Genomic DNA, 24302 nt, shown 5'->3' on the forward strand with positions numbered 1-24302 from the left:
GGTTCGAAATCTGCCGCCGGCGACGGTCAGGGACAGTGGTGCCGCCCGGCCGGGGTCGGGATCCTGGACCGGGCCGCGTACGACCCGTGTCGATCTCCACCACGATCGCGCCCTCGTCGCAGTGGGAGCCGTCGGCGACGAGCCACTCGGAGACGGTGCCTTCGGTCATGTGCATGCCGATCTTGGGCATGAAGATGCCCTCTGTGTCCACTTCGGACCCAGTCAGTTCGGTTGTGTGTCCGGGCGCAGGCCGCGCAGGACGATCTCGAGGAGGTCGTGTGCGTGCTGTCGGGTCGTCGCGGTCCGGCCGGTGAGCAGTTGGATGACGATCGACCCGATCAGCGCGTCGCCGACCGAGTCGAGGTCGGCATCGGGTCGAATCCGTCCGGCCGCGGCGGCTCGCAGGCGCGTGGTCAGGGCCTGGTGACTGGGGCCGGTGAGCAGCCCGTACAGGGACTGGGCGTCGGCCGGGTTCTCGGCGGCCGCGGCGATCAACGCCAGGGCCAGGGCCGCATTGCGCGGGTAGCTGGCCACTCCGGCGAAGGCGTCGAGCCACGCGTGCAGGTCATCGCCGATCTCACCGTCGTCGGAGGGTTCCAGCGCCTCCGCGGGCGCGTCGATGGCCAGGTTGGCCACGACCGCTTCCATGGAGAGCTTTCGGTAGCCGTTGGCCAGCAGGAGTTCGCAGGCCGCGGCCAGGATCACCTGATCGGTCTCGATCTTGCGCGGTCGGCCCCGCTGCTGGCTTCCACCCATCGCCGGGCCGGCAGTACGTGTTTCATCGCCCACATTTCGTTACGGCACGTACCGTAACTAAATTTGTCCACAGCTGTAGCGCTGGGGGAGTGTTGATGAGCAACAGGATTCGACGCGTCGTGACCGGGCACGACACCGCCGGACACGCCGTCGTGCTCTCCGACGAAGAGATCCCGATGGCCGACTTCCCCGGTGTCGCCGGCGGAAGCGCCGTCCTGTGGACGACCGGTGCGGTCCCGGCGGACAACGCCACGGACGTGGCCGGGAGCGAACGCCCGACCGGAACGGCGTTCACCCGTGGCTCCGTGCTACGGGTCATGGAGTTCGGTCCCGGCTTCGTCGCGCCCATGCACCGAACCCGGTCGATCGACTACATCGCCGTGCTGTCGGGCGAACTCGAACTCGAACTGGACGGCGGGAGCGTCACCCGGCTGTGCGCGGGCGACATCCTCGTCCAGCGGGGCACCCTCCACCTCTGGCGCAACCCGAGCCCGGACACCCCGTGCCGGTGGATCGCCTCGATGATCGAAGCCGAGCCGATCTCGATCGCCGGGCAGACCCTGGAACAGACGATGTGACCTTGCCGTGCAGGGCGAAGGTGCGCCCGAGTCCCACGCAATGAGGCCAGGACGGCGGTCGCGAGACTTCCGTGGCGAAGCCGTGTCGGTGGAGGCACGGCAGTGCGGGCGGCCGATGCGTTCCCAGGTCGTCGCCGCAGTCGACGGGGGGAGGGTGTCGTGGGATTCGTTACCCGCGGATGGCAGGGCCGGTGCCGGCCAGGCAGCTGTCGACTATGTCCCGGCGGTACCGGATCTGACGGTGGGTCAGTGCACGTTCGCGGCGGCCCACTCCCGCGTCCCGGCCGGCCGCACTGAGCTCGGGCCGTCCAGGCGAGGCCGGGCCCTCTCCGCAGCGGTCAACCCGCCACCCTGCGCGTAACTCACGCCCCGGATCGCCACCGGCATCGATCAGGCCCCGTCAGGCAGATCGCCATCTCTCACTCCCCTCTCCTGCGCGAGGCCCGGTCGCCCGGACGCTCCCGGCCCTCGCCACGTGCCTGCTGGAAGGAGTCAGAGATCGCCTCCGCGGCGCCGGACAGGGCTCCCTTGGCCTTGCCGCGGGCACCGGACTGCGTGAGCTGCCCCGTGAGCTCGGTAAGCCCGGCCGGCTTGCGCGGCCCCGCTTCCAGATCGAGGCGATTGCACGCCTCGGCAAAGCGAAGGTACGTGTCGACGCTGGCGACCACGATGCGTACGTCGATCTTCAGTATCTCGATACCGACAAGGGAGACCCGTATGTACGCGTCGATCACCAGCCCGCGGTCGAGAATGAGTTCCAGAACGTCGTAGAGGCCACTGGAACCGCCTCCGCCACCCTGCTGCGTCGCCACGGTCATCGCGACCAACCCCTTGCCATCTGCCACTTGCGCGGTCTTGTCGGCGCCTGTCCCTTGCGACGCAGGCTTCCACGCGCGAGTAGCCCCACCACCTGTGGGCAAACACCTGTACGAGCTCGACGAGGTGGTCCTGCCCGGTCGGACGCCACCGTCCGCCCGGCCGGCTCCGCGCCCGTCTGGCGCCCCGTGCCCTGCCCCGCACACCGCGACACCGGCGCCGAGCGGGGGGCCAGTAACCTCTTCGGACCGACGCCATGCTGACCGGGCGTACAGAACCCCTTCGTCCGGTCCCCGGACACCGGCTGCGGCGGCAGGGGCCACTGGCCCGCGTCCGGCTCCACTACGGCGGGGCCGCACCTCTGGGCCGGTACGGCGGTCGGCGCGGGCGCCTCGCCGGCGCCCTGTGCCGGCCACGGACCGGGCGGGCTTCTCCCGCGCCTGTCCCGGCCGCCGGTCGACGAGCGGATACAGGGCCGCGGCCCGCCAGGCCCCCTCGTCGCTGTCGGCGACCGTCACCGGCACGGCCACCAGTGCCTTGGGCCGGTCCTGGTGAGGCGAGGGGGCCCGGTGCCGGGCAGTCTGCCGCCCGGGGTCCGGGGTTCGGGCCACGCGCCGGCGGCCACGGTACGGCGACGCCGGCCAAGCCCTGGCCGGCGCGGAACGAGGGCTTCTGCGCCGTTCCCGGCGTGCCGGGCCGTGACCGGGACCACGGTCGCCATGTGCGGCGCACACCGCCCGGCGACGGGTCACAGCCGCACGATAACAGCGCCGTGTCGTCGGTGGCGCCCCCGGAGGGCAGCAGTTCCAGCAGCACGGCGTCCGCGAGGCTCTCGGGGTCCTCCGCACGATGGCGTTCGAGCGACTCGGCGAGCCGGGCCAGACCGGTGTCGATGTCCTCGCCGCGGCGCTCGACCAGGCCGTCGGTGTAGAGGACGAGGGTGGCGCCCTCGTCGTAGGCCTTGCGGGCCTGGGGCCGGGGGACCGGGTCGGGTCGGGCGTCGAGCGGTGGGTCGGTGGCCCGGTCGAGGAACTCCAGACGGCCGTCGTGATGGACGAGGACGGGCGGCGGATGCCCGGCGCTGCTGTAGGTGATCGTGTGCTCGTCGAAGTCGATGAACGTCGTGACGACGGTGGCCGATTCGGCGCCCTCGACGACGCCCGCGTACCTCCCCAGGACGTTCAGGGCCTCGGCCGGCCCCGCGGCGACCCGGGAGGCGGCGCTCAGCGCTGCGCAGCTGACCCATCACCCCGGCGGCCTCCAGTCCGTGTCCGACCACGTCGCCCACGGCCACGGCGATACGGTGGCCGCCCACCAGGTCGACGAGGTCGTACCAGTCCCCGCACACGTTCAGTGCGCCGACCGCGGGCCGGTAGCGCACCGCGGCGTCATGGTGGCCGACCTGCCGCCGGGCGGACAGCATCGCCTTCTGCAGGGCCAGGGCCACCTCGCGCTCGCGGGCGTGGGCCCGGCGCAGCCGTTCGTTGAGCTCCTGCAGTTCGCGGGCGCGCGTGTACAGCTCGGCCTCGAGGACCCGGGCCCGGCAGCCGGTGGGGCCGCCGGGGGCCCGGATCAGCTCGGTGACCTCCTCGACCCGGTGCACCAGCAGCACCACGTCGCCGTCCGGACCGAACACCGGCGCGTTGACCGGGCTCCAGTAGCGCTCCTCCCACTCCCCGGGCCGCTCGGGGTCCTCGACGTCGTAGCGCTGCAGGGCCATGGCGTCGCGCTCCCCCGTGGTCGCGACCCGTGCCAGCGAGGCCGCCAGATTGCGCATGCCCGACGCGGTGTCGTCGTTCGGGTTGTCCGGGAAGACGTCGAAGAGACAGCGGCCCACCACCTGCTCGCGGGTGCGCCCGGCCGCCAGCAGGAACTCCCTGTTGACGTCCGCGAAGACCAGGTCGGGGGTCAGCAGCGCCACTGTGCCCGGCAGCGCCTGGAACACCCCCGCGTAGTCGATGGCCGCATCGTTCATGGCTACCGCCCGTCCGCCACAGTCACGTCATCTTCCCACGTCAAGTGATATGTGCGCGTGCTCGTAGGACGGCCGGGCAGGTCAGGCCGGCGGATCCGTCAGGGCCTGCTCGGCCCAGATGACCTTCCCGCCGGGCGCGAAGCGGGTGCCCCACCGCTCGGTGAACTGGGAGACCAGCAGCAGTCCGCGGCCGCCTTCGTCCGTGGCCCTCGGGTGGCGCAGATGGGGTGCGGTCGCGCTGCCGTCGTAGACCTCGCAGATCAGCGCACGCCCCCTGATCAGCCGGAGCCGGACGGGGCCCTCCGCATGGCGGATGGCGTTGGTGACCAGCTCGCTCACGACCAGTTCGGTGGTGAAGGCCAGCTCCTCCAGATTCCACTCGGTCAGCTGCCGGGCGGCCTCCTTGCGGGTGTCGGCGACCACGGCCGGGTCGGCGGCCAGGTCCCAGTCGGCGACCCGGTCGGCGCCGAGCAGCCTGGTGTGGGCCATCAGCAGGGCCACGTCGTCGTACGGCCGCGCCGGGACCAGGGCGTCGACCACGGCCCGGCAGCGCGCGTCGAGCGAGGAGGCGCGCCGTTCCAGGGCCTGGCGCAGCCGGTCGCGGTCCGCGGCGAGTGCCCCGCCGTCATGCGCGTGGGCCAGCAGCCCGTCGGTGTGCAGGGCGAGCGTGCTGCCCTCGGCCAGGCTCAGTTCGACCGCCTCGAAGGGCGGACCGCCCGCCCCGAGCGGCGGTCCCTGCGGAAGGTCGACGAAGCGGACGGTGCCGTCGGGGCGGACGACGGCGGGCGCGGGGTGGCCGGCGGCGGCCATCGTGCACTGCCCGTCGACGGGGTCGTAGACGACGTACACGCACCCGGAGCCCATCGCCTGTTCGTCGGAGACCTCCGCGGCCGGGGGGCCCTCGCCCTCCTCGCGGGCCATCCGTGCCACCAGGTCGTCGAGGTGTGCGAGGACCTCCTCGGGCGGCAGATCGAGTGCCGCGAGGGTGCGGACGGCGGTGCGGACCCGGCCCATGGCCGCCGCGGCGTCGATCCCATGCCCCGGCACCTCGCCCACGACCAGGGCCACGCGTGCACCGGACAGCGGAATGAGGTCGTACCAGTCGCCGCCGAGGCCGGTCAGCTCGTCGGCCGGCCGGTAGCAGGCGGCCACCTCCACCGCGTCCTGCTCGGGCAGCCGCTGCGGCAGCAGGCTGCGCTGCAGGACCAGGGCCGAATCCCGCTCGCGGGTGTAGCGGCGGGCGTTGTCCACGCAGACGGCCGCCCGGGACACCAGGTCCTCGGCGAGGCTGAGGTCGTCCTCGTCGAACGGGTCCTGATGGTGGCGCCGGAAGAAGGTGGTGACGCCCATCGTGACGCCGCGCGCCTGGATGGGCACGATCATCACGCTGTGCAGGCCCAGCTCGAGGAAGGTCGCCGCCCTGCCGTCCGGGATGTCCGTGGCCCACTCCTTGGCCAGCGGGTCGAGGCGTTCCTCGCGCCAGGACCGGGCCGTGGTCAGACAGCGGATCGGAGGTGATCCGGCGAGGTAGGTGGCCGCCGCGCCGATCTCGACGACGGCCTCCGGCGTCCCCGGCTCCACCGACCGGTGCCCGGCGCGCCGCAGCGGCACCTGGTCCGTGTCGCTCAGCGGCTCGGGCTCGGCGCCCCGCAGCACGGACTCCAGCAGATCCACGCTGACGAAGTCGGCGAAGTCCTGCACGGCCACGTCGGCCAGTTCCTGCGCGGTCCGCATGATGTCCAGGCTGCGGCCGATCTGCTCGCCGGCCCGGTCGAGCAGGGCCAGCCGCTGCCGGGCGCGGTGCCGCTCGGTGATGTCGACGACGGTGTAGTACACGCCCATGGGGTGGCCCTGGTCGTCGTCGAGGCGGGTGAACGACATCATGTGCGCCGTCTCCCGGTGCGGCGCGGACCTGATCTGGCCCACGTGCTCGTACCCGACCACCGGCCGGCCGGTCTCCAGCACGCGCCGCATCTGTGTCTCGATGCCCTCGGAGTCGAGGCCCGGCTGGATCTCCGCCAGCCGTCGCCCGAGCCGCTCCCCCGGGGAGCCGCCGCCGTACCTCTCCAGGGCCTCGTTCGACCAGACGCAGCGCAGATCGGCGTCCACGATCGCGATGCCGACGGGGGAGTCGGTGACCATCTGCTCGAGCACCTCGCGGGTCATGTCCCAGCCGCGCGCCCCCGCCACGTCGGAGAGCAGAACCAGCCAGTGCGGTGCGCCGCCGGGTTCCACCGCCGGGGTGATCCGCACCATCACCCGGACCGGCCGGCCGCCCTTGCACCGTGCGGTCAGCAACCCCGCCCAGCCGCCGTCCCTGCGGCATCGCTCGGCCAGCTCGGGCACCCGCGAGGCGTCCTCGGGGGACAGCAGGGCGGTCGCCTTGGTGCCCACCACCTCGGCGGCCGTGTACGCCAGCAGGCGCTGGGCGCCGTGCGTCCAGCTCGTCACCACGCCCTGCGCGTCGAGCAGCAGGGGCGCGGCGTCGGCCACGTCGAACCGCTGCCGTGCGTCCTGCTCCTCGTGAGTGCTCACGGCCGACCTCTCTGTAGCTGAGAGTGGTCTACCCCCTCTTGGCTCAATCTTCACCCTTGGGCATCGGGTGGAGGCGCGCAAACGAGCGGATGGGGGGAGGCCGGCCGGTCACCCCCCATCCGCTCGTCACGAACCCAGCACCTTCTCCAGTGCCCCCAGCGCCGAGCGCAGTTCCTCCGCCGTGATGGTCAGCGGGGGCGCGAGGCGGATCGTGGAACCATGGGTGTCCTTCACCAGGACCCCTTCCCGCATCAGCCGCTCGCTGATCTCCCGGCCGGTGCCGATCGCCGGGTCGATGTCGACGCCCGCCCACAGGCCACGGGAGCGGAAGCCGACCACGCCCTTGCCGGCCAGCTCGGTCAGCCCGTCCCGCAGGACCGCGCCCAGTTCGGCGGCCCGCCGCTGGAACTCACCGGTCTGAAGCAGCTCCACCACGGCCGTGCCGACCGCCGCCGCGAGCGGGTTGCCGCCGAACGTGGAGCCGTGCTCGCCCGGGTGCAGCACGCCCAGCACCTCGCGCCGGGCCACCACCGCCGACACCGGCACGATCCCGCCGCCCAGCGCCTTGCCGAGCAGCAGCACGTCCGGCACGACGTCCTCGTGCTCGACGGCCAAGGTACGGCCGGTGCGGCCGAGGCCCGACTGGATCTCGTCCGCGATGAACAGACAGCCCTTGCGGCGGGTCAGCTCCCGCACCCCGGCGAGATAGCCGTCGTGCGGGATGATCACACCCGCCTCGCCCTGGACGGGCTCGATCAGCACGGCCGCCGTGGTGTCGTCGACGGCCTCCTCCAGCGCGGTCAGGTCGTCGTACGGCACGACCTTGAAGCCGGGCGTGAAGGGGCCGAAGCCGGCCCGGGCCGTCTCGTCCGTGGAGAAGCTGACGATGGTCGTCGTACGGCCGTGGAAGTTCTCCGCAGCGACCACGATCGTCGCCCGGTCGGCGGGGACGCCCTTCACGTCGTACGCCCACTTGCGGGCCACCTTGATGCCGCTCTCCACCGCCTCGGCGCCGGTGTTCATCGGCAGCACCATGTCCAGGCCGGTCAGCTCCGCCAGCCGTTCGGCGAAGCCGGCGAGGCGGTCGTTGTGGAAGGCGCGGGAGGTCAGCGTCAGCTGGTCGAGCTGACGGTGCGCGGCCTCGATCAGCGCCGGGTGCCGGTGGCCGAAGTTCAGCGCGGAGTAACCGGCGAGCATGTCGAGGTAGCGGCGGCCCTCGACGTCCTCCACCCAGGTGCCCTCGGCGCGGGCGACCACCACCGGCAGCGGGTGGTAGTTGTGCGCGAGGACGGGCTCCTCGGCACGGATCAGGTCGTCGGACGTGCGGGTGCGCGCGGGTGCGGTCATCAGCGGATCTCCTGGGTGCAGCACTTGATGCCGCCGCCGGCCTTGTGGAACTCGGAGAGGTCGACGGGGACGGGGACATAGCCGTGGCCGGCGAGACGTTCGGCGAGCGCCTCGGCGTGGGGCGCGATGAAGACGTTGCGGCCGTCGGACACCGAGTTCAGGCCGAACGCCATCGCGTCCTCGCGGGTGGCGAGCACCGCGTCCGGGTACAGCCGGCGCAGCACCTCCCGGCTGCCCGCCGAGAACGCCTCCGGGTAGTAGCAGACGTTGTCGTCGTCGAGGACGAACAGCGCCGTGTCCAGGTGGTAGAAGTACGGGTCCACCAGGGTCAGGCCGATCACGGGATGGCCGAGGAACTCCTGCGCCTCCCGGTGCGCCTCCCGGGTGGTGCGGAAGCCGGTGCCGGCGAGCACGTACCGGCCCGTCCACACCAGGTCGCCCTCGCCCTCGGTCACCGACTCGGGGCGGTACACGTCATAGCCGGCGGCCTTGAACCAGGTGTCGTAGTGCAGTGACTCCGGGCGCCGCTCCGGTGCGTGGAAGAGGGAACCGAAGACGCGGCCGCCGACCACGCACGCCGCGTTGGCGGCGAAGACCATGTCGGGCAGACCGGCGACCGGCTCGAGCGACTCGACGGTGTGCCCGTGGGCGCGGTAGGAGCGGATCAGCGTCTGCCACTGCTCCTGGGCGAGGTCCACGTCGACCGGCCGGTCGGGATGCATCCACGGATTGATCGCGTACTGCACGGCGAAATGTCTGGGTTCACAGACGAGAAAGCGCCGAGGGCGCTGTACACGGGTTGGGGACACAGAGGGTTTCCTCCGCTTTGCTGTGTGTCACTTGGGGGTGGCACCACGGTAGAAAGGGAGGCAGACGGCCGACAAGAAACGAAAGCTGCTCAAGGGCGCAGCATCGCTGCGTTCTTCGACCGGTACACGCACCACTGCTGCGCATGGCCCGCGTCATTCGGGCGCAGCGTGGGTCGCTCCCGCTTCCGGGCTTTCCGGGAGGAGGTGGGACAGCACCATCACGCTGATCGTCTTCCGGATGAACGGCTCGACGCGGATCCGCTCCAGCACCTCCTCGAAGTGCTCCACGTCCCGGGCCCGCACATGCAGCAGCGCGTCGGCGCCGCCGGTCACCGTCATGGCCGCCGCGATCTCCGGATGGTTGCGGACGACCTCCGCCAGCCGCCGGGGCGGGGCCGCGCCCTCGCAGTACACCTCGACGTACGCCTCCGTGCGCCAGCCGAGCGCCGAGGGTCTCACCGTCGCCGTGAACCCGGTGATCACCCCGGTCTCCCGCAGCCGGTCCACGCGCCGCTTCACCGCCGTCGCGGACAACCCGATGCCGGTGCCGATCTCGGCGAAGCTGGTGCGGGCGTTCGCCATCAGGGCAGTGACGATCTTGCGGTCGAGCTCGTCGAACGAGGGTGTCCTGCTGTTCATGCGGGCACTGTAGTCAGCCCCGCGGAACGGCAGACCTCACGACTGCGTGACGACCATGGCGAGCGTCAGCAGTCCCAGTACGACCCATCCGAACCACAGCCAGCCGTTGCTGCCGAGCGCGACCGTGTAGGCGGTCACGACGACGAGCCCGCCGACCGTGAGAGCCCCCATCGCCTTGGTGGAACCGTTCGTGGTACCGGGCATCGCGACACCCTCCTCTTGGTCCGTCCATGACCATGGTGCCCCGATTCCCGCCCGGAGGGGACGGATCCGTCCAGCCCCGGTGCCCGGCCGGTCCGGCGTGCCCTCAGCCCTCGCGGGCGTTGAGCGAGGCCAGATAGGCGTTGTACGCCTCCAGCTCCTTGTCGCCGTCCCGGTCGGCGGCCCGGTCCTCGCGCTTGGCCTGCCGCTGCTCGGAGCCGTACCACTGGAACAGCAGCGCGATCAGCACCAGCACGGACGGGATCTCGCTGAACGCCCAGGCGATGCCGCCGGCCGCGTTCTGGTCGGCCAGTGCGTCGATGCCGAGGGAGGCCGGCGGATCCCTGAAGGTCTCCACCATCGGCGTCGAGGCCATCATCAGCGCGATGCCGAAGAACGCGTGGAACGGCATGCCCGCGAAGAGCTCCAGCATCCGCATCAGGTGCCCCGGCCGGTGCGGGCCCGGGTCGACGCCGATGATCGGCCAGAAGAACACCACGCCGACCGCGAGGAAGTGCACCATCATCGCGATGTGCCCGGCCTTGGACCCCATGAGGAAGTCGAAGAGGGGGGAGAAGTACAGCGCGTACAGGCTCGCGATGAACAGCGGGATGGTGAACGCCGGGTGCGTGATGATGCGCATGTACCGGCTGTGCAGCAGCGCCAGCAGCAGCTCGCGCGGACCCGTGCGGCCCCGGCCGGCGGCCGGCAGCGCCCGCAGCGCCAGCGTGACCGGCGCACCCAGCAGGATCAGGATCGGTGACAGCATGCTGATGACCATGTGCTGCACCATGTGCACGCTGAACATGACCATGCCGTAGTCGTTCAGCCTGGTGCACATCACCAGGACGACGGTCAGCACCCCGGCGACGTACGACACCGTACGTCCGGCGGACCACGCGTCCCCGCGCCGCCGCAGCCGTACGACACCCCAGCCGTACAGGGCGAGCCCGGCCACGCAGGCCACCAGGAAGAACGGATCCGCCGACCACGCCAGCCCCCGCGCCAGCGTGAACGGCGGCAGATCCATCATCATGCCGTGTCCGCTGTGATCCATCCGGCGGCTCCTGATACGTGGGGGTTGTGCGGTTTCTGTCCACAGCTGTCTGTGTCCGCACCAAGAGTAGAACCGCCCCGGGCCACGGCTGTGACCGGGGGCGGTTTGTTCTCACCCGAACTACCGGGCTACAGGACGCACTCGGCCTCGTCGTACCGCTGCACCGGCACGGTCTTCAGGGTCTCGACCGCCTCGGCCAGCGACACCATGACGATGTCCGTCCCGCGCAGCGCCGTCATCCTCCCGAACTCACCGCGGTGCACGGCCTCCACCGCGTGCCACCCGAACCGCGTGGCGAGCACCCGGTCGTAGGCCGTCGGCGTGCCGCCCCGCTGCACGTGCCCGAGGATCACCGGCCGCGCCTCCTTGCCGAGCCGCTGCTCCAGCTCGATCGACAGCTGCCGGGCGATCCCGGCGAAGCGCTCATGGCCGTAGACGTCCTTGCCGCCCTCGTCGAAGTCCATCGTGCCGGCCTTGGGCTTGGCGCCCTCCGCCGCGACCACGATGGCGAACCGCTTGCCCGCCTCGAACCGCGCGCCGACCCTCGTCGTCAACTCCTCGATGTCGAAGGGGCGTTCCGGGACGACGATGGCGTGGGCGCCGGCCGCCATGCCGGAGTGCAGCGCGATCCAGCCGGTGTGCCGGCCCATGACCTCCACGATCAGCACTCGCTGGTGCGACTCGGCGGTGGTCTTCAGCCGGTCCAGCGCCTCCGTCGCCACGGTGACGGCCGTGTCGAAGCCGAAGGTGACGTCCGTGACAGCGATGTCGTTGTCGATGGTCTTGGGCACGCCGACGATCGGCAGCCCGTTGTCCGACAGCAGGCGGGCCGCCTTCAGCGTGCCCTCACCGCCGATCGGGATGATCGCGTCCAGGCCGAGTTCCGCGACATGGCCCCTGGCCCGCTCGACACCGTCCCGCAGATGCTCCGGGCGGACCCGGGAGGAGCCGAGGATGGTGCCGCCGCGCGCCAGGATCCCGCCCACGGCGTCGAGGTCGAGCTTGAGATAGTCGCACTCCAGGAGGCCCTTCCAGCCGTCCCGGAAGCCGATGACCTCGTCGCCGTGGTCGGCGACGGCACGGTGCACGACGGACCGGATGACGGCGTTCAGGCCGGGGCAGTCGCCGCCGGACGTGAGGACACCAATGCGCATAGCCCGAAATACCTTCTCAACGTGGGCCGGGTAGACCGGACCACGTTGTCCGGCGGATTCCCGGCCACCCTACCGGCGTCAGGGGGTGGCGCCGTAGCGGGCGTCCGCCTGCTGGACGCGCCCGCACATGTGAGCGGACGACGTGTCAGGCGGGCCCGCCACGAGACCTGCCGGAACCCGCTGGTACACCGCTGGAGCGGCGCTCAGGCGGGCTGTTCCGCGGCCGCGATGCGCTCGTTGCGGAGCGCCTCGTACCAGCGGTCGTCGACCGGCGGCAGCGCGTTGACGTCGAGCGCCAGCTTCAGCAGAAGGTCGGCGATCTGCGGGTTGCGGGCGAGAACCGGGCCGTGCATGTAGGTGCCGAACACGGTGCCGTTGTACGCGCCCTCCGTGCCGTCCCCGGTGCCGTTGCCCTTGCCGATCTTCACCCGGGCGAACGGGCGGGCGGTCGGACCGAGGTGGGTGACGCCCTGGTGGTTCTCGAAGCCGGTCAGCTGGGGCAGCCCGAGCTGCGGGTCGATGTCGGCGAGCACGTCGCCGACGCACCGCTCGCCCTCGCCGCGCACCGAGACCACGTCGAGCAGGCCGAGGCCCGGCTCGCGCTGGCCCAGGTCGTTGATGAACTCGTGGCCGAGGATCTGGTAGCCGGCGCAGACGGAGAACACGATCGCGCCGTTCTGCACCGCCCGCTGCAGATGCCCGTCACGGCGCAGCCGCTCGGCCGCGAGGCGCTGCGGACGGTCCTCGCCGCCGCCGATCAGATAGATGTCGCCGGAGGTCGGGATCGGCTGGTCGCTGCGCACGTCGAGCCGGGCCACGTCCAGGCCGCGCTGCCGGGCCCGCCGCTCCACGACGAGGGCGTTGCCCTGGTCGCCGTAGGTGCTGAGCAGGTCCGGATAGATCCACACCAGCCGCAGTTGGTTGTCGCTCATGAGGTGATCGCCCTTCGAAGATCAGTTGCCGACGCGGCGGCGCAGGTCCTGGAACGCGGTGTAGTTCGCGATGACCTCGATACGGCCCGGCGGGCACATCTGCACGGCCTGGTCGAGGTTCTCGCAGACCTGGAAGTGCTGGTTCGCGACCTCCAGACGGACGGCGAGGTCCAGCTTCCGGTCGCCGATGACGAAGATCGGGTGGCCGGTCAGCCGGGTGTAGTCGACGTCCCACAGCCAGGAGGTGTCGGTGCCGTCGGCGCCGCGGGCGTTCACGGACAGGATCACCGGGGCGGGCGGCGGGTCGATCAGGGAGAACGTCTCCAGCCAGCCGGCCGGGTTCTTGGCCAGCAGCAGCCGCAGATCGCGGTTCTGGAACTGCACGACGTCGTACCGGCCGGCCACGGCCTGCACCTGGTACATCCGCTCCAGGGCGACCTGCGGCGGCACCCCGAAGACGGCGGCGACGGCGGCGGAGGAGGCGGCGTTCGCCTTGTTGGCGCGGCCCGGCAGCTGCAGGTGGATCGGCCAGGCGGACCCGTGCGGGTCGAGGACGTGGTCCCCGGACAGCGCCCAGGTCGGCGTCGGCCGCCGGAACCCGCACTCGCCGCAGAACCAGTCGTCGCCGGGGCGCTGCATGACACCACCGCACGACGGGCAGGACCAGGCGTCGTCCTTCCACATCTGCCCGGCCGCGACCCAGATCACGTTCGGCGACGAGGAGGCGGCCCACACCACCAGCGGGTCGTCGCAGTTGGCGACCACGACGGCCTTGGAGCCGGCGAGACCCTCGCGCCAGTTCTCGGCGAGCATCCTGGTCTCGGCGGCGCGGTCGAGCTGGTCGCGGGAGAGGTTGAGCAGGGCGATGCACTTGGGGTCGGTGTCCCGGGCCACACCGGCCAGGTACTTCTCGTCGACCTCGATGACGCCGAACTTCGCGTCCGAGCCGCCCGCGAGCGCGGAGGTGATACCGGCCGGCATGTTGGCACCGAGCGCGTTCGACACGACCGGGCCCGCGGCGCGCAGCGCCTCGGCGATCAGCCGGGTGGTCGTCGTCTTGCCGTTGGTCGCCGACACCAGGACGACGTCCAGGTTCTGCGCGAGCCGGGCGAGCAGGTCGGGGTCGAGTCTCAGTGCGACCCGGCCACCGATCACCGACCCGCTGCCGCGCCCCGCGGCGCGCGATGCCGCAGCGACCGCCTTGCCCGCGGTCACGGCCAGCTTGGCCCGCGGCGTGAGCGGGTCCGAGTTGCCTGCCATCAGTTCTCGATCCTCCTTGCGTACGCGCCGCGCCTGGGGCCATCCGGCAGCGTGGTGTGGTCCTCAGCCTATCGAGATCCATTCGCACACCCGAATCCCGGCCCACGCCTGTGCGGCGGGCATGAGCTGAAGGAACCGTACCCTTGCCGCTATGCGACACGGCACGATCCCGGGCGCCCGCGGGCGCGTCCGGCCTCTTTCCCTGCTCGGACACCGCGCTTTGCACGAGCCCTGCGGCGAGGTCACCGACTTCGGTCCCGAAGTCGCCGACCTCGTTGAGGACTTGTTCGCGACCATGTACGCGGCGCAGGGGGTGGGGCTGGCGGCGAATCAGATCGGGGTGCCGCTGAGTGTTTTCGTCTACGACTGTCCGGATGACGACGATATGCGGCATCTGGGGCACGTGGTGAACCCGCGGCTGGTGACGGCCGACGGGGTGGTGGTCCGGGGACCCGAGGGCTGCCTGTCCCTGCCGGGCCTGGAGGCGGGGACGGAGCGCCACGACCACGCGGTGGTCGAGGGCTTCACGGCGACGGGGGAGCCGGTCACCATCCACGGCACGGGTTTCTTCGCGCGGTGCCTGCAGCACGAGTGCGACCACTTGGCGGGTCGGGTGTACGCCGATCACCTCACGGGGTGGCGCAAGCGGAGACTGTTCAGGCAGATCTCGAGAGCCTCATGGCGTCGGTGAAGTGTGCGGACCTGTTGGGGCGCGGGGAACCGGGAGCTCGGCCCCCACGCACTCGTGCATGCGAAACGGCCGTCAGAACCCCGGCCCGCCCATCCTGTCCCCGGCCGCCGCGAGGCGACCCCACAGCAAATCGGCGAGTGAACGGACCAACTCGGCGCGTGAGCAGGGGCGTTCACCCAGCCACCAGTCCCCGGCGGCATGCATCATGCCGACGATCCCGTGCCCCCACACGCGGGCGAGCTGCTGACTGTCCGGCCCGAGGTCCACTCGCTCCTCGATCACCTGGGCCAGCTCCTCGCCCATCCTGCGGAGCAACGGCGCGCTGTGCTTGCCGACGTCGAACCCTTGGTCGCCGCCCTGGCTCCCATCGGCCGGATGCATCAGGAACCGGTACACCTGAGGCCGTGCCTCGATCGCGGCGAGATACGTGTCCAGCGTCGACTCGACCCGCTCCCGCCGGTCGGCCGGAGCGTCCAGCGCCGCCCGCAACGAATCGAGCAGCGCATCCGTGTGCCGCTTGGCCAAAGCCGCGTAAAGGCCGCCCTTGTCGCCGAAGTGGCGGTAGAGGATCGGCTTCGTGATGCCCGCCTCCGCCGCGATCGCGTTCATCGACGCCTGAGGGCCGTCGCGGAGCACCACCCGGTCGGCGGCCTCCAGCAGCTCGCGCCGTCGGCGGTCGGCGGACCGCTGCTGGTCGGTCCGCTGTGTGGTGTCCATGTGCTCTCCCCACCCGTGCTGATTCGGTGACGCCTGCGCAAACTAACACTGACTGTGCCCCTGACATCGAACGGGATGCCGAGCCGTCATCAGCGGTTGACTTTTCCTACCCGTCGGTAACAGACTCTTGTTACCGCTAGTAACACCGTACTGCCGCCGCTGGAGGGGACATGGCCGAGTTCACCATGGAGCTGAACGACGAACAGAAGGAAGTCCGGGACTGGCTCCATGGCTTCGCCGCCGACGTGATGCGCCCCGCGGCGGCCGAGTGGGACGAGCGCGAGGAGACTCCCTGGCCGGTCATCCAGGAGGCCGCGAAGGTCGGCATCTACTCCCTCGACTTCTACGCGCAGCAGTACTTCGACCCCACCGGACTCGGCATCCCGATGGCGATGGAGGAGCTGTTCTGGGGCGACGCCGGCATCGCCCTGTCCATCGTGGGCACCGGTCTCGCCGCCGTGGGCGTGCTCGCCAACGGAACCGAGGAACAGATCGGCACCTGGATCCCGCAGATGTACGGCGACCAGAACGACGTCAAGGTCGCCGCGTTCTGCTCCTCCGAGCCCGACGCCGGCTCCGACGTCGCCTCCCTGCGCACGCGTGCCGTGTACGACGAGGCCAGGGACGAGTGGGTGATCAACGGCACGAAGACGTGGGCGACCAACGGCGGCATCGCGGGCGTCCACGTCGTCGTCGCGAGCGTCGACCCGGAGCTGGGCTCCAAGGGCCACGCCTCCTTCATCGTCCCGCCGGGCACGCCGGGCCTCGCCCAGGGCCAGAAGTTCAAGAAGCACGGCATCCGCGCCTCGCACACCGCCGAGGTCGTCCTCGACGACGTCCGCGTCCCCGGCTCCTGCCTGCTCGGCGGCAAGGAGAAGCTGGACGAGCGGCTCGCCCGGGCCCGGGAGAAGGCGAAGGCGGGCGGCGAGCGCGTGAAGAACGCCGCGATGGCGACCTTCGAGGCGTCGCGGCCGGCCGTGGGCGCGATGGCCGTCGGCACCGCGCGGGCCGCGTACGAGGTGGCCCTCGACTACGCCACGACCCGGGAGCAGTTCGGGCGGCCGATCATCGACAACCAGGGCGTGGCCTTCCAGCTCGCGGACATGCGCACCCAGATCGACGCCGCCCGCCTGCTGGTCTGGCGCGCCTCCTGGATGGCGGTCAACGGCAAGCCGTTCACGGCGGCCGAGGGATCGATGTCCAAGCTGTTCGCCAGTGAGACCGCGAAGAAGGTGACCGCTCAGGCCATTCAGATCCTCGGCGGCAACGGGTACACCCGTGAGTACCCGGTCGAGCGGATGCACCGGGACAGCGCGATCTACACGATCTTCGAGGGCACGAGCGAGATCCAGCGGCTCGTCATCGCGCGCACGCTGGCGGGGATGCCGATTCGGTAGCGCCGCGGGGGTGCTGCGCGATCCGGTCACACGGCGGTGCGTGGCTGGTCGCGCAGTTCCCCGCGCCCCTTCGGATCGGGACGCTCAACGGTGTCTCAAAGGTGTGAGTTGCTCGATGTCGTACTTGGCCCGCAGGGCCTCGATCGCCTCCTGGTCCGGTGGGCCCCCGTTCCCGAGGATCTCCAGCAGCTCCTCGAAATAGCGTTCGTGGTCCGGTGGCGGACTCGCCTGGAAGAACATCTTCGCCGGCGAGTCCGTCGGGTTCGCGAAGGCGTGCGGGCACCCCGGCGGTACGACGATGACCGTTCCCGGCGTCGCCCGCACCACTCGGCTGCCCGAACTGGACTCCCACCCCTTCCAGTTGTCGGGGGTGCGGATGCGCGGCTCGAAGGCGAGGACGTCCAGTTCGCCCTCCAGGACGTAGAACAACTCCTCGCTGCGCGTGTGCACATGGGCACCCACGTCGAAGCCCGGCGGGACCTCCACCTCGAAGGTGGAGGCCATCCGCGAGTGCACGCCGGTGACCTTGAACGTCACCCGCTGGGCCGGTGTCTCGACGACACGGCCGTGGCCCGGCGGTACGTACAGTCCCTCGGTCCAGGTCATGGCCCGCTCACCAGGCCACCGGCAGGGACTCGGGGCCCCGGATCAGCGCGCCCTTCTTGAACGGCACCCGCTCCGGCGCCACGGCCAGCTTCAGGCCCGGAATCCGGTCCAGCAGGGTGTCCACCAGCAGCTCCTGCTCCAGCCGGGCGAGCTGGCCGCCGGGGCAGTAGTGCGGGCCGAAACCGAAGGAGACGTGCGGGTTCGGATTGCGGGTGAAGTCGATCGTCTCCGGGTCGGGGAAGACGTCCGGGTCGCGGTTGGCGGCCAGGTAGGAGACGTAGACCGGGTCGCCCGCGCGGATGTGGAAGCCTCTGATCTCCACGTCCTCCAGGGCGATCCTGGACAGGCCGACCGCGTTGCGGTGCGGGATGTAGCGCAGCAGCTCGTCGATCGCCCTGGGGCGGATCTCCGGCTCCGCGCGCAGCCGCGCCACCAGGTCGGGGCGGGTCAGCAGCAGGTAGAACATCTGCCCGCTGTTGTTCGTGACCGCCTCGCCGCCGATCTGCAGCAGACCGGCGAGCCCGACGGCCTCCCCGAGGGTCACCTCGCCCCGGCCCACCGCGGCGCCGAGCAGGGAGGTCACGTCCTCGGCCGTGCTGTTCTCGCGCAGCCCGATGAGGTCGGAGAAGTAGGCGGCCATCTCCCGCTTGGCCTTCTCGCTGATCTCCTTGCCGTTCGAGGAGGACAGGATGAGCTGGGTCCAGGTGTGCATGGTGTGCCGGTCGGCGGCCGGGACGCCCATCATCTCGCAGATCACCGCGATCGGGAACGGGCTGAGGATCGTGGCCGTCAGATCCGCGGGCGGGCCGTCCTGGAGGAGTTCGTCGACCAGTTCGTCGAGCATGGCGCGCGCCTTCTCCCGCACCCGCTCCACACCCTTCGCGGTGAACGCGGCCGCCACCGAGCGGCGCAGCCGGGTGTGGTCGGGCGGGTCGAGGAAGCCGACCGCGCCCGGGTCGGGGATGAAGTGCGGGGCCAGCCGGGTGACCGGCTGCTCCATGACCGCCTCGCGGCTGAATCGCGGATCGTTGGTCACCATCCGCACGTCGTCCATCCGGGTCACCAGCCAGGCCCAGCCCTCGCCGTTGGGCAGCTGGATACGGGTGACCGGTCCTTCGCGCATCAGCTCGGCCAGCACCGGGTCGAAGTCCGTCCCGGTCAGGTCGAGCGCCGGCCAGTGCCGGATCGGGGGCAGGGTCTCGGTGAGCGTTTCTTCGGTCATGCCGCACTCATGCCGTCTCTCGGTCGGAGCCGCGCCAGCGGCCCAGCGCCATTTCCGCGGTGATGCCGGGTCCGAACCCGGCGAGGAGCCCGCGCGCCCGGTCGTGGGCGCCGCCCTCGTCGAACATGCGGCGCAGCGCGTCCAGCACGACGCCGGAGGCGATGTTGCCGTACTCGGTGAGGGTCGCCCGGCTGAACCGGAACGCGTGCGGGTCGACCTGGAGGAACTTGCTCAGGTCGTCGAGGATGCGGGGGCCGCCGGCATGGACGATGTAGAAGTCCAGGTCGGACGCGTCCCAGCCATGCATGCCCGCGAGGTCCTGCAGGGCCGGGGCCAGCGGCTCCATGGTGGCCGGCACCCGCTTGTCGAGCAGGAAGTGGAAGCCGGTCGCGCGGACGTCGTACATGATCCACTCTTCGGTCTTGGGGATCAGGTACGAGCCGTTGCGTTCGAGCTCGATGCCGGTGCCGCCCGTGCCACGGACCACGGCGGCGGCTATGCCGTCACCGAACAGTCCGTTGGAGAGCAGCGATCCGACGCCGAGGTCGGTGGGCTGGTAGCACAGCGAGCAGAACTCGCAGGCCACGATCAGCGCGTTGGCGTTGGGGTAGGCCGAGCAGAAGTCGTGCGCGCGGTTGATCGCCGCACCGCCGGCCGCGCAGCCCAGCTGGGCTATCGGGAGCTGTCGGGTGGTGGGGTCGAAGTCCATCTCGTTGATCAGCCACGCCGTGAGCGAGGGCATCATGAAGCCCGTGCACGAGACGTAGATGATCACGTCGATGTCGGTGGTCAGGAGTTCGGCGTCGTCGAGCGCCCGCTGGATCACCGCGGGGACCCGAGCCTTGGCCTCGGCCTCGTAGAGCTTGTTGCGCTCCTCGAAGCCGGGGTGCTTGAGGGTCTCCTCGATGGGCTGCACTATGTGCCGGGTCTTGACACCCGTGTTCTCGATCAGTCGCAGCGCGAGCGGGAGTTGGGGGTGGTCCGCGTGGCGGGAGCGCGCCAGCTCCAGCGTCTCCTCCATCGTGATCACGTGTTCCGGAACCGACACCGAGGGTCTGCACAAAGTCGCCATGAACCGTGCCTGCTTTCAGCCTTCCGGAAGGCCTGCGCCCGCCGGTCAGATGGTCGTTCACCTCAGGAGGTGGTCCACCCACGATCACCCGGTCCGGCGACGATCTCGCGCCGAACTACTCCAGATCGGGGATCCCGTGTCACGGTCGGACGAGAAGCCGCACGTGACGCGCGAGGGAGCACACCATGACCGCATCGGCCGGCGACCTGCTGCGGACGACCACCGGAGCCCTGGCCCCGGACCCGGAGGCCAACGCCTTCGTGCCGCTCGTGGAAAGCGGCGAGGCATCCCCGCGGGCTCTCGCCCGCCTCGCCCTGGAACAGCGGTGGGTGATCCCCGCCGACCGCCGTTCCTTCGAGCACCTGGCCCGGCGCGCCGACCCCGCCCCGGCGGCCTTCTTCACCACGCTCGCGACGGGCGAGGAACTGGCGGCACGGCACCTGACCGCCTTCGCCCGGGGCTGCGGCGTCACCGGCGAGCGCGCACGGACGTACGTCCCCCTGGCGGGCTGCCAGGCGTACCCCGCCTACGTCTCCTGGCTGGCCCTCGTGGCGAACTTCTCGGCCTGGGGCGGCTACTGCGCCCGCATCGCGGCGGGCCTGCGCACGCACTACGGTTTCACGGACGAGTCCTGCGCCTTCTTCGACTTCTTCGCCGCACCGGCTCCGGAACTGGACCGGCAGGCGACGGAAGCGGTCCAGGCGGGCCTGGACACGGGCACCTTGGACCCGGACAGCGCACACACGTACGGAACCCTGCTCCAGAGGTACGAGCGCATGTTCTGGGAAACGGTGGGACAGTCGGACTAGGGCGCCCCACTGCTGTGCGCGATACAAGCCACGTCGATGCGATCGGCCAACTTGGCCAGCTCAATGGTCAGGGCAGCGACCGTGTCCTCGTCCAACCCCTGCTCCCCGGCCTCGACAAGCCGCAGCCACCGCCCGCCCACGGTCCGCAGCAACTTACTCACGTCGGCCGCAGCCACCTGCAAGGTACCGCGGTCGTCGACGATCAGAGGCAGGGTCACTTCGCGGTTCACAAAAGGGGATGGTAGCCGCGCAGTGCTCACGCACCCTGCCAAACCGTGGTGATGTTGCAGAACTCGCGGATTCCGTGCCCGGACAGCTCACGCCCGTATCCGGACCGCTTCACGCCGCCGAACGGGAACGCCGGATGGGAGGCCGTCATCCCGTTGACGTACACGGACCCGGCCTCCAGGTCGCGGGCGAACCGCTCCACCTCGCCCTCGTCCCGCGTCCACACGTTCGAACTCAGACCGAACGGCGAGTCGTTGGCGATGAGCAGCGCCTCGTCCACGTCGTCGGCCCGGTACAGCGTGGCCACCGGCCCGAACGCCTCCTCCCGGTGGATGCGCATCTCCCGGGCGATCCCGGCCAGCACGGTCGGCGGATAGAACCAGCCCGGCCCGTCGGGGCGCCGGCCGCCGCACAGCACCTCGGCACCCGCGCGCCTGGCGTCGTCGACCAGCTCCTCCAGGTCCGCCCGCCCGCGCTCGCTGGCGAGCGGCCCGATGTCCGTGTCCTCCTCCAGCGGGTCGCCGGTCCTGAGCGCCTCCATGCCCGCGACGAACTTCCCGGCGAAGGCGTCGTAGACGTCGGAGTGCACGATGAACCGCTTGGCGGCGATGCACGACTGCCCGTTGTTCTGCACCCGCGCGGTCACCGCGGTGTCCGCCGCCCGGTCCAGGTCGGCGGAGGGCATCACGATGTACGGGTCGCTGCCGCCCAGCTCCAGCACCGTCTTCTTGATCATTTCTCCGGCGGTGGAGGCGACCGCGCGGCCCGCCGGCTCGCTGCCCGTCAGGGTGGCTGCCTTGACCCGTTCGTCGCGCAGGATGTCGTCCACCGCCGCCGACCCGATCAGCAGCGTCTGGAAACAGCCCTCCGTGAAGCCCGCCCGGTGGAACAGGTCCTCCAGGTACAGGGCCGTCTGGGGGACGTTGGAGGCGTGCTTGAGCAGGCCCACGTTGCCCGCCATCAGCGCGGGCGCGGCGAACCGGATCACCTGCCACAGCGGGAAGTTCCACGGCATCACCGCGAGGACGGGCCCCAGCGGCCGGTACCGCACCCGGACCCGGGACGCGCCGGAGTCCTTCACGTCCGACTCGGCGGGCTCCTCGTCGGCCAGCAGCCCCTCGGCGCGTTCGGCGTACCAGCGCATCGCCTTCGCGCACTTCGCGGCCTCCGCGCGGGCCTGCTTGATCGGCTTGCCCATCTCGGTGGTCATCACCCTGGCGATCTCCTGCCGGTCCTCGTCCAGCAGGTCGGCGGCCTTGTTCAGCAGGCGGCCGCGGTCGGCGAACGTGGTCGTCCGGTAGGTGCGGAACGTGGCCTCGGCGAGCTGGAGCCGGCGTTCGAGCTCTTCCTCGCCCATGGCCTCGTACGTCTTGAGCGTCTCGCCGTTCGCCGGGTTCACCGTCGCGATGGGCATGGCTGACCTCCCTGGGAGCGGGCTTGCTTCGACCTTCGCGCGCGGTACGGCCGTCCGCAACGCGTGGGGTCCGCTTCAGCCCGAGTGCTCCGCCAGCCGGTCGAGAAACGCGGCCTGTGCCGTGATGATCAGTTCGCGAGCCCGGTCGAGACCCAGCCACTCCACCCGGTCCAGCTCCGGGAACTCCTGCACCCGCCCGGTCCGCGGCGGCCACTCCATGGCGAAGGTTCCGGGGCTGAAACCGCTCAGGTCCGGATCCGCCTCCACGGCCCACGCCGTGACGATCTTGCCGTTCCTCTGCGTGACCTCGCCCAGCGGTACGGCCTTCCCGCCGGGCGGCACCAGCCCCAGTTCCTCCTGGAACTCGCGCCGGGCGGCGTCCCAGGCGGGCTCGTCGGGCTCGTACTCGCCCTTGGGCACGGTCCACGCCCCGGCGTCCTTCTTCGCCCACAGGGGACCACCCATATGGCCGAGCAGGACCTCAAGTCCCTCATCGGTGTGCCGGAACAACAGCAGTCCCGCGCTGTGCTTCGTCGCACGCACCGTCACGGTGTGACCTCCGGGTGGGCCGCCAGCAGGGCCTCCACCGTATCGGCCTCCTCGGGGCGTTTGTCCTCGCGGTAGCGGACCACGCGGGCGAAGCGGAGGGTGACGCCGGCCGGGTAGCGGGAGGAGCGCTGGAGGCCGTCGTAGGCGATCTCCACGACGAGTTCGGGACGGACCCGGACCACCCAGCCGGTGTCCTCCACAGCCAGCTGCCGCAGCCGCTCGGTCTGCCAGGCGAGCATCGCGTCGGTCATGCCCTTGAAGGTCTTGCCGAGCATGGCGAAGGTGCCGTCGGGGTTACGGGCGCCGAGGTGGAGGTTGGAGAGCTTGCCGGTACGGCGGCCGTGGCCCCACTCGGCGGCCAGCACCACCAGGTCGAGGGTGTGGACGGGCTTGACCTTCAGCCAGGAGGCCCCGCGCCGGCCCGCGCTGTACGGCGCGTCCAGCGCCTTGACCACCACGCCCTCGTGGCCGCGGGCCAGTGTCTCGGCGAGGAACCGTTCCGCCTCCGCGATGTCCTCAGGCCCGGAGGCGACCGTGCGGCGCACCCGCATCGGCTCGGGCACCAGCCGGGCCAGCTCCGCGTGCCGCTCGGCGAAGGGCAGGTCGAGCAGATCGGTGCCGTCGACCGACAGGGCGTCGAAGAAGACGGGGGAGACCGGGACCTCCTCTGCCGCCTTCGCCACGTCGGTCCGCGAGCCGACCCGGCCCGCCGTCTCCTGGAAGGACCGGGGCCGCCCGGCCGCGTCGAAGGAGATCACCTCGCCGTCCAGGATGAACCGCTCGCCCAGCAACTCCCGTGCAGCGCCCGCCACTTCGGGCAGCCGGTCGGTGATGTCGTCCAGGGTACGGGTGTGCACCCGGACCAGGTCGCCGTCCCGGTGGACCTGAACCCGGATGCCGTCCAGCTTCTCCTCCACCGCGCACGCGCCCAGCTTCTCCACCGCCTCCGCGACCGAGGACGCGCTGTGGGCCAGCATCGGCAGCACCGGGCGGCCCACGGTGAGCCGGAACCGGTCGAGTGCCCCGGGTCCCTCGGCGAGCAGGGCCTGGGCGACCGTCTGCAGCGACCCGGCGAGCATCACCGCCCGGCGTACGGCGGCCGGGTCGGCGCCTGTCGCCTGCGCGAGGCCCTCCACGGCGACCGCGTCCAGCGCGCCCTGCCGCACCTCGCCGGTGAGCAGCCCGAGCAGGAAACGCTGCTCGTCCTCCGTGGCCGCGCCCATCAGTTCACCGACGAGCCGGGCCCGCTCCGCCTGCGAGCCCGGCCCGGACACCTTGCCCAGCTCACCGAGCACGGCGTCGACCTCGCGGACGGTCAGCGTGGGCTCGCCGGCCGGCGGCACCGGGCGGCCCAGCACCTTCCAGCCGACGCCGAGCCGGCCCTGCGGCAGCCGTCCGGCCAGATACGGGATGACGATCGGCACGTCGTCCGCCTCCGCCTCCCGGAACAGCTCCGCGAGCAGCGCCGTCTTGCGGGACCGGGCCGCCGTCGCGGCGACCTCCCGGGACACCTGGGCCAGCCGGATCAGCAGCATGCC

At 71.2% G+C, this 24302-nt stretch carries 23 protein-coding genes and 1 pseudogene; 4 read left to right on the forward strand and 20 right to left on the reverse strand.

Annotated elements, in window-relative coordinates:
- Positions 1-222: 222 nt before the first annotated feature.
- A complete protein-coding gene (locus AB0L59_RS14890; RefSeq protein ID WP_365582834.1) occupies positions 223-756 on the reverse strand; it encodes a TetR-like C-terminal domain-containing protein in 534 nt (177 codons plus the stop codon).
- 95 nt (positions 757-851) lie between these two features.
- Between AB0L59_RS14890 and AB0L59_RS14895 the strand changes: the two genes are divergently transcribed.
- Positions 852-1334, forward strand: coding sequence for a cupin domain-containing protein (locus AB0L59_RS14895; RefSeq protein WP_365582837.1), 483 nt, complete (start codon positions 852-854; stop codon positions 1332-1334).
- Positions 1335-1753: 419 nt separating this feature from the next.
- Here AB0L59_RS14895 and AB0L59_RS14900 read toward each other — a convergent pair whose 3' ends face one another.
- From AB0L59_RS14900 to AB0L59_RS14950, 11 genes and pseudogenes are all read right to left on the reverse strand, one after another.
- Positions 1754-2152, reverse strand: coding sequence for a gas vesicle structural protein GvpA (locus AB0L59_RS14900; protein ID WP_365582840.1), 399 nt, complete (start codon positions 2150-2152; stop codon positions 1754-1756).
- A gap of 340 nt (positions 2153-2492) precedes the next feature.
- Positions 2493-4125: pseudogene (locus tag AB0L59_RS14905) on the reverse strand (SpoIIE family protein phosphatase).
- A gap of 81 nt (positions 4126-4206) precedes the next feature.
- On the reverse strand, positions 4207-6660 hold the full coding sequence (locus AB0L59_RS14910; protein ID WP_365582842.1) for a SpoIIE family protein phosphatase: 2454 nt from the start codon (positions 6658-6660) through the stop codon (positions 4207-4209).
- A 126-nt stretch (positions 6661-6786) separates the two neighbouring features.
- Complete coding sequence (rocD, locus tag AB0L59_RS14915; RefSeq protein WP_365582845.1) at positions 6787-8007, reverse strand: ornithine--oxo-acid transaminase; 1221 nt, start codon at positions 8005-8007, stop codon at positions 6787-6789.
- Complete coding sequence (gene ddaH, locus AB0L59_RS14920) at positions 8007-8816, reverse strand: dimethylargininase (protein WP_365582848.1); 810 nt, start codon at positions 8814-8816, stop codon at positions 8007-8009. Before ddaH ends, rocD begins: the two co-directional genes overlap by 1 nt.
- Before the next feature lie 153 nt (positions 8817-8969).
- A complete protein-coding gene (locus tag AB0L59_RS14925) occupies positions 8970-9455 on the reverse strand; it encodes an Lrp/AsnC family transcriptional regulator (protein ID WP_365582851.1) in 486 nt (161 codons plus the stop codon).
- A 36-nt stretch (positions 9456-9491) separates the two neighbouring features.
- Positions 9492-9659, reverse strand: a complete 168-nt coding sequence (locus AB0L59_RS14930) for a hypothetical protein (protein ID WP_365582854.1) — start codon at positions 9657-9659, stop codon at positions 9492-9494.
- A gap of 103 nt (positions 9660-9762) precedes the next feature.
- Positions 9763-10713: a cytochrome c oxidase assembly protein gene (locus AB0L59_RS14935; RefSeq protein ID WP_365582857.1), complete on the reverse strand. Its 951-nt coding sequence runs from the start codon at positions 10711-10713 to the stop codon at positions 9763-9765.
- Between the two features lie 128 nt (positions 10714-10841).
- Complete coding sequence (locus tag AB0L59_RS14940) at positions 10842-11867, reverse strand: 6-phosphofructokinase (protein WP_365582859.1); 1026 nt, start codon at positions 11865-11867, stop codon at positions 10842-10844.
- Positions 11868-12070: 203 nt separating this feature from the next.
- Positions 12071-12799 (reverse strand): glutamine amidotransferase, encoded by a 729-nt coding sequence (locus tag AB0L59_RS14945; RefSeq protein WP_365582861.1) that lies wholly within the window; start codon positions 12797-12799, stop codon positions 12071-12073.
- 21 nt (positions 12800-12820) lie between these two features.
- A complete protein-coding gene (locus AB0L59_RS14950) occupies positions 12821-14059 on the reverse strand; it encodes a MurT ligase domain-containing protein (RefSeq protein WP_362122277.1) in 1239 nt (412 codons plus the stop codon).
- Between the two features lie 151 nt (positions 14060-14210).
- Here AB0L59_RS14950 and def point away from each other — a divergent pair, with 151 nt between their 5' ends.
- Complete coding sequence (gene def, locus AB0L59_RS14955; protein ID WP_365582864.1) at positions 14211-14750, forward strand: peptide deformylase; 540 nt, start codon at positions 14211-14213, stop codon at positions 14748-14750.
- Between the two features lie 72 nt (positions 14751-14822).
- On the opposite strand, the gene AB0L59_RS14960 is transcribed toward def, so the two are convergent.
- Positions 14823-15467: a TetR family transcriptional regulator gene (locus tag AB0L59_RS14960; RefSeq protein WP_365582866.1), complete on the reverse strand. Its 645-nt coding sequence runs from the start codon at positions 15465-15467 to the stop codon at positions 14823-14825.
- Between the two features lie 170 nt (positions 15468-15637).
- Here AB0L59_RS14960 and AB0L59_RS14965 point away from each other — a divergent pair, with 170 nt between their 5' ends.
- Positions 15638-16864 carry an acyl-CoA dehydrogenase family protein gene (locus AB0L59_RS14965; RefSeq protein WP_365582869.1) on the forward strand — a complete coding sequence of 409 codons (1227 nt, stop codon included), beginning with the start codon at positions 15638-15640 and terminating at the stop codon, positions 16862-16864.
- An 84-nt stretch (positions 16865-16948) separates the two neighbouring features.
- On the opposite strand, the gene AB0L59_RS14970 is transcribed toward AB0L59_RS14965, so the two are convergent.
- Genes AB0L59_RS14970 through AB0L59_RS14980 form a run of 3 tightly spaced genes read right to left on the reverse strand, consistent with a single transcriptional unit; the run spans position 16949 to position 19764 of the window.
- Positions 16949-17470 carry a cupin domain-containing protein gene (locus tag AB0L59_RS14970; RefSeq protein WP_365582871.1) on the reverse strand — a complete coding sequence of 174 codons (522 nt, stop codon included), beginning with the start codon at positions 17468-17470 and terminating at the stop codon, positions 16949-16951.
- A gap of 7 nt (positions 17471-17477) precedes the next feature.
- A complete protein-coding gene (locus AB0L59_RS14975) occupies positions 17478-18692 on the reverse strand; it encodes a cytochrome P450 (RefSeq protein WP_365582874.1) in 1215 nt (404 codons plus the stop codon).
- Between the two features lie 7 nt (positions 18693-18699).
- Positions 18700-19764 (reverse strand): type III polyketide synthase, encoded by a 1065-nt coding sequence (locus AB0L59_RS14980; protein WP_365582877.1) that lies wholly within the window; start codon positions 19762-19764, stop codon positions 18700-18702.
- A gap of 185 nt (positions 19765-19949) precedes the next feature.
- Here AB0L59_RS14980 and AB0L59_RS14985 point away from each other — a divergent pair, with 185 nt between their 5' ends.
- On the forward strand, positions 19950-20573 hold the full coding sequence (locus AB0L59_RS14985; RefSeq protein ID WP_365582879.1) for a transcriptional regulator: 624 nt from the start codon (positions 19950-19952) through the stop codon (positions 20571-20573).
- On the opposite strand, the gene AB0L59_RS14990 is transcribed toward AB0L59_RS14985, so the two are convergent.
- The 4 genes from AB0L59_RS14990 to AB0L59_RS15005 all read right to left on the reverse strand — a co-directional run bounded on the left by AB0L59_RS14990 (position 20570) and on the right by AB0L59_RS15005 (position 24299).
- Positions 20570-20803, reverse strand: coding sequence for a DUF6213 family protein (locus AB0L59_RS14990; protein ID WP_079048970.1), 234 nt, complete (start codon positions 20801-20803; stop codon positions 20570-20572). The two genes, AB0L59_RS14985 and AB0L59_RS14990, sit on opposite strands and share 4 nt — an antisense overlap.
- Before the next feature lie 26 nt (positions 20804-20829).
- Entirely contained in the window at positions 20830-22215 is a 1386-nt protein-coding gene (locus AB0L59_RS14995) for an NADP-dependent succinic semialdehyde dehydrogenase (RefSeq protein WP_365582883.1), read from the reverse strand.
- 75 nt (positions 22216-22290) lie between these two features.
- The gene (locus tag AB0L59_RS15000; RefSeq protein ID WP_365582886.1) at positions 22291-22764 is read right to left on the reverse strand and encodes an NUDIX domain-containing protein; all 474 of its coding nucleotides are present in this window, start codon (positions 22762-22764) and stop codon (positions 22291-22293) included.
- Positions 22761-24299: an ATP-dependent DNA ligase gene (locus AB0L59_RS15005; RefSeq protein WP_365582889.1), complete on the reverse strand. Its 1539-nt coding sequence runs from the start codon at positions 24297-24299 to the stop codon at positions 22761-22763. The genes AB0L59_RS15000 and AB0L59_RS15005 overlap by 4 nt, the downstream gene beginning before the upstream one ends.
- Positions 24300-24302: the final 3 nt, after the last annotated feature.

Origin of the sequence: Streptomyces sp. NPDC052109, assembly GCF_040680195.1 — a bacterium.
Lineage (GTDB): Bacteria > Actinomycetota > Actinomycetes > Streptomycetales > Streptomycetaceae > Streptomyces.

Excerpts from the sequence above, each read along its gene's own strand:
- AB0L59_RS14970 (WP_365582871.1), bottom strand. The coding sequence starts at position 17,470 with ATGACCTGGACCGAGGGACTGTACGTACCGCCGGGCCACGGCCGTGTC.
- AB0L59_RS14895 (WP_365582837.1), top strand. The coding sequence starts at position 852 with ATGAGCAACAGGATTCGACGCGTCGTGACCGGGCACGACACCGCCGGA.
- AB0L59_RS14945 (WP_365582861.1), bottom strand. The coding sequence starts at position 12,799 with ATGAGCGACAACCAACTGCGGCTGGTGTGGATCTATCCGGACCTGCTC.
- AB0L59_RS14900 (WP_365582840.1), bottom strand. The coding sequence starts at position 2,152 with ATGACCGTGGCGACGCAGCAGGGTGGCGGAGGCGGTTCCAGTGGCCTC.
- AB0L59_RS14960 (WP_365582866.1), bottom strand. The coding sequence starts at position 15,467 with ATGGACACCACACAGCGGACCGACCAGCAGCGGTCCGCCGACCGCCGA.
- AB0L59_RS14995 (WP_365582883.1), bottom strand. The coding sequence starts at position 22,215 with ATGCCCATCGCGACGGTGAACCCGGCGAACGGCGAGACGCTCAAGACG.
- AB0L59_RS15005 (WP_365582889.1), bottom strand. The coding sequence starts at position 24,299 with ATGCTGCTGATCCGGCTGGCCCAGGTGTCCCGGGAGGTCGCCGCGACG.
- AB0L59_RS14965 (WP_365582869.1), top strand. The coding sequence starts at position 15,638 with ATGGCCGAGTTCACCATGGAGCTGAACGACGAACAGAAGGAAGTCCGG.
- AB0L59_RS14890 (WP_365582834.1), bottom strand. The coding sequence starts at position 756 with ATGGGTGGAAGCCAGCAGCGGGGCCGACCGCGCAAGATCGAGACCGAT.
- AB0L59_RS14925 (WP_365582851.1), bottom strand. The coding sequence starts at position 9,455 with ATGAACAGCAGGACACCCTCGTTCGACGAGCTCGACCGCAAGATCGTC.
- AB0L59_RS14935 (WP_365582857.1), bottom strand. The coding sequence starts at position 10,713 with ATGGATCACAGCGGACACGGCATGATGATGGATCTGCCGCCGTTCACG.
- AB0L59_RS14975 (WP_365582874.1), bottom strand. The coding sequence starts at position 18,692 with ATGACCGAAGAAACGCTCACCGAGACCCTGCCCCCGATCCGGCACTGG.
- AB0L59_RS14930 (WP_365582854.1), bottom strand. The coding sequence starts at position 9,659 with ATGCCCGGTACCACGAACGGTTCCACCAAGGCGATGGGGGCTCTCACG.
- AB0L59_RS14985 (WP_365582879.1), top strand. The coding sequence starts at position 19,950 with ATGACCGCATCGGCCGGCGACCTGCTGCGGACGACCACCGGAGCCCTG.
- AB0L59_RS14950 (WP_362122277.1), bottom strand. The coding sequence starts at position 14,059 with ATGGCAGGCAACTCGGACCCGCTCACGCCGCGGGCCAAGCTGGCCGTG.
- def (WP_365582864.1), top strand. The coding sequence starts at position 14,211 with ATGCGACACGGCACGATCCCGGGCGCCCGCGGGCGCGTCCGGCCTCTT.
- rocD (WP_365582845.1), bottom strand. The coding sequence starts at position 8,007 with ATGACCGCACCCGCGCGCACCCGCACGTCCGACGACCTGATCCGTGCC.
- AB0L59_RS14980 (WP_365582877.1), bottom strand. The coding sequence starts at position 19,764 with ATGGCGACTTTGTGCAGACCCTCGGTGTCGGTTCCGGAACACGTGATC.
- AB0L59_RS14940 (WP_365582859.1), bottom strand. The coding sequence starts at position 11,867 with ATGCGCATTGGTGTCCTCACGTCCGGCGGCGACTGCCCCGGCCTGAAC.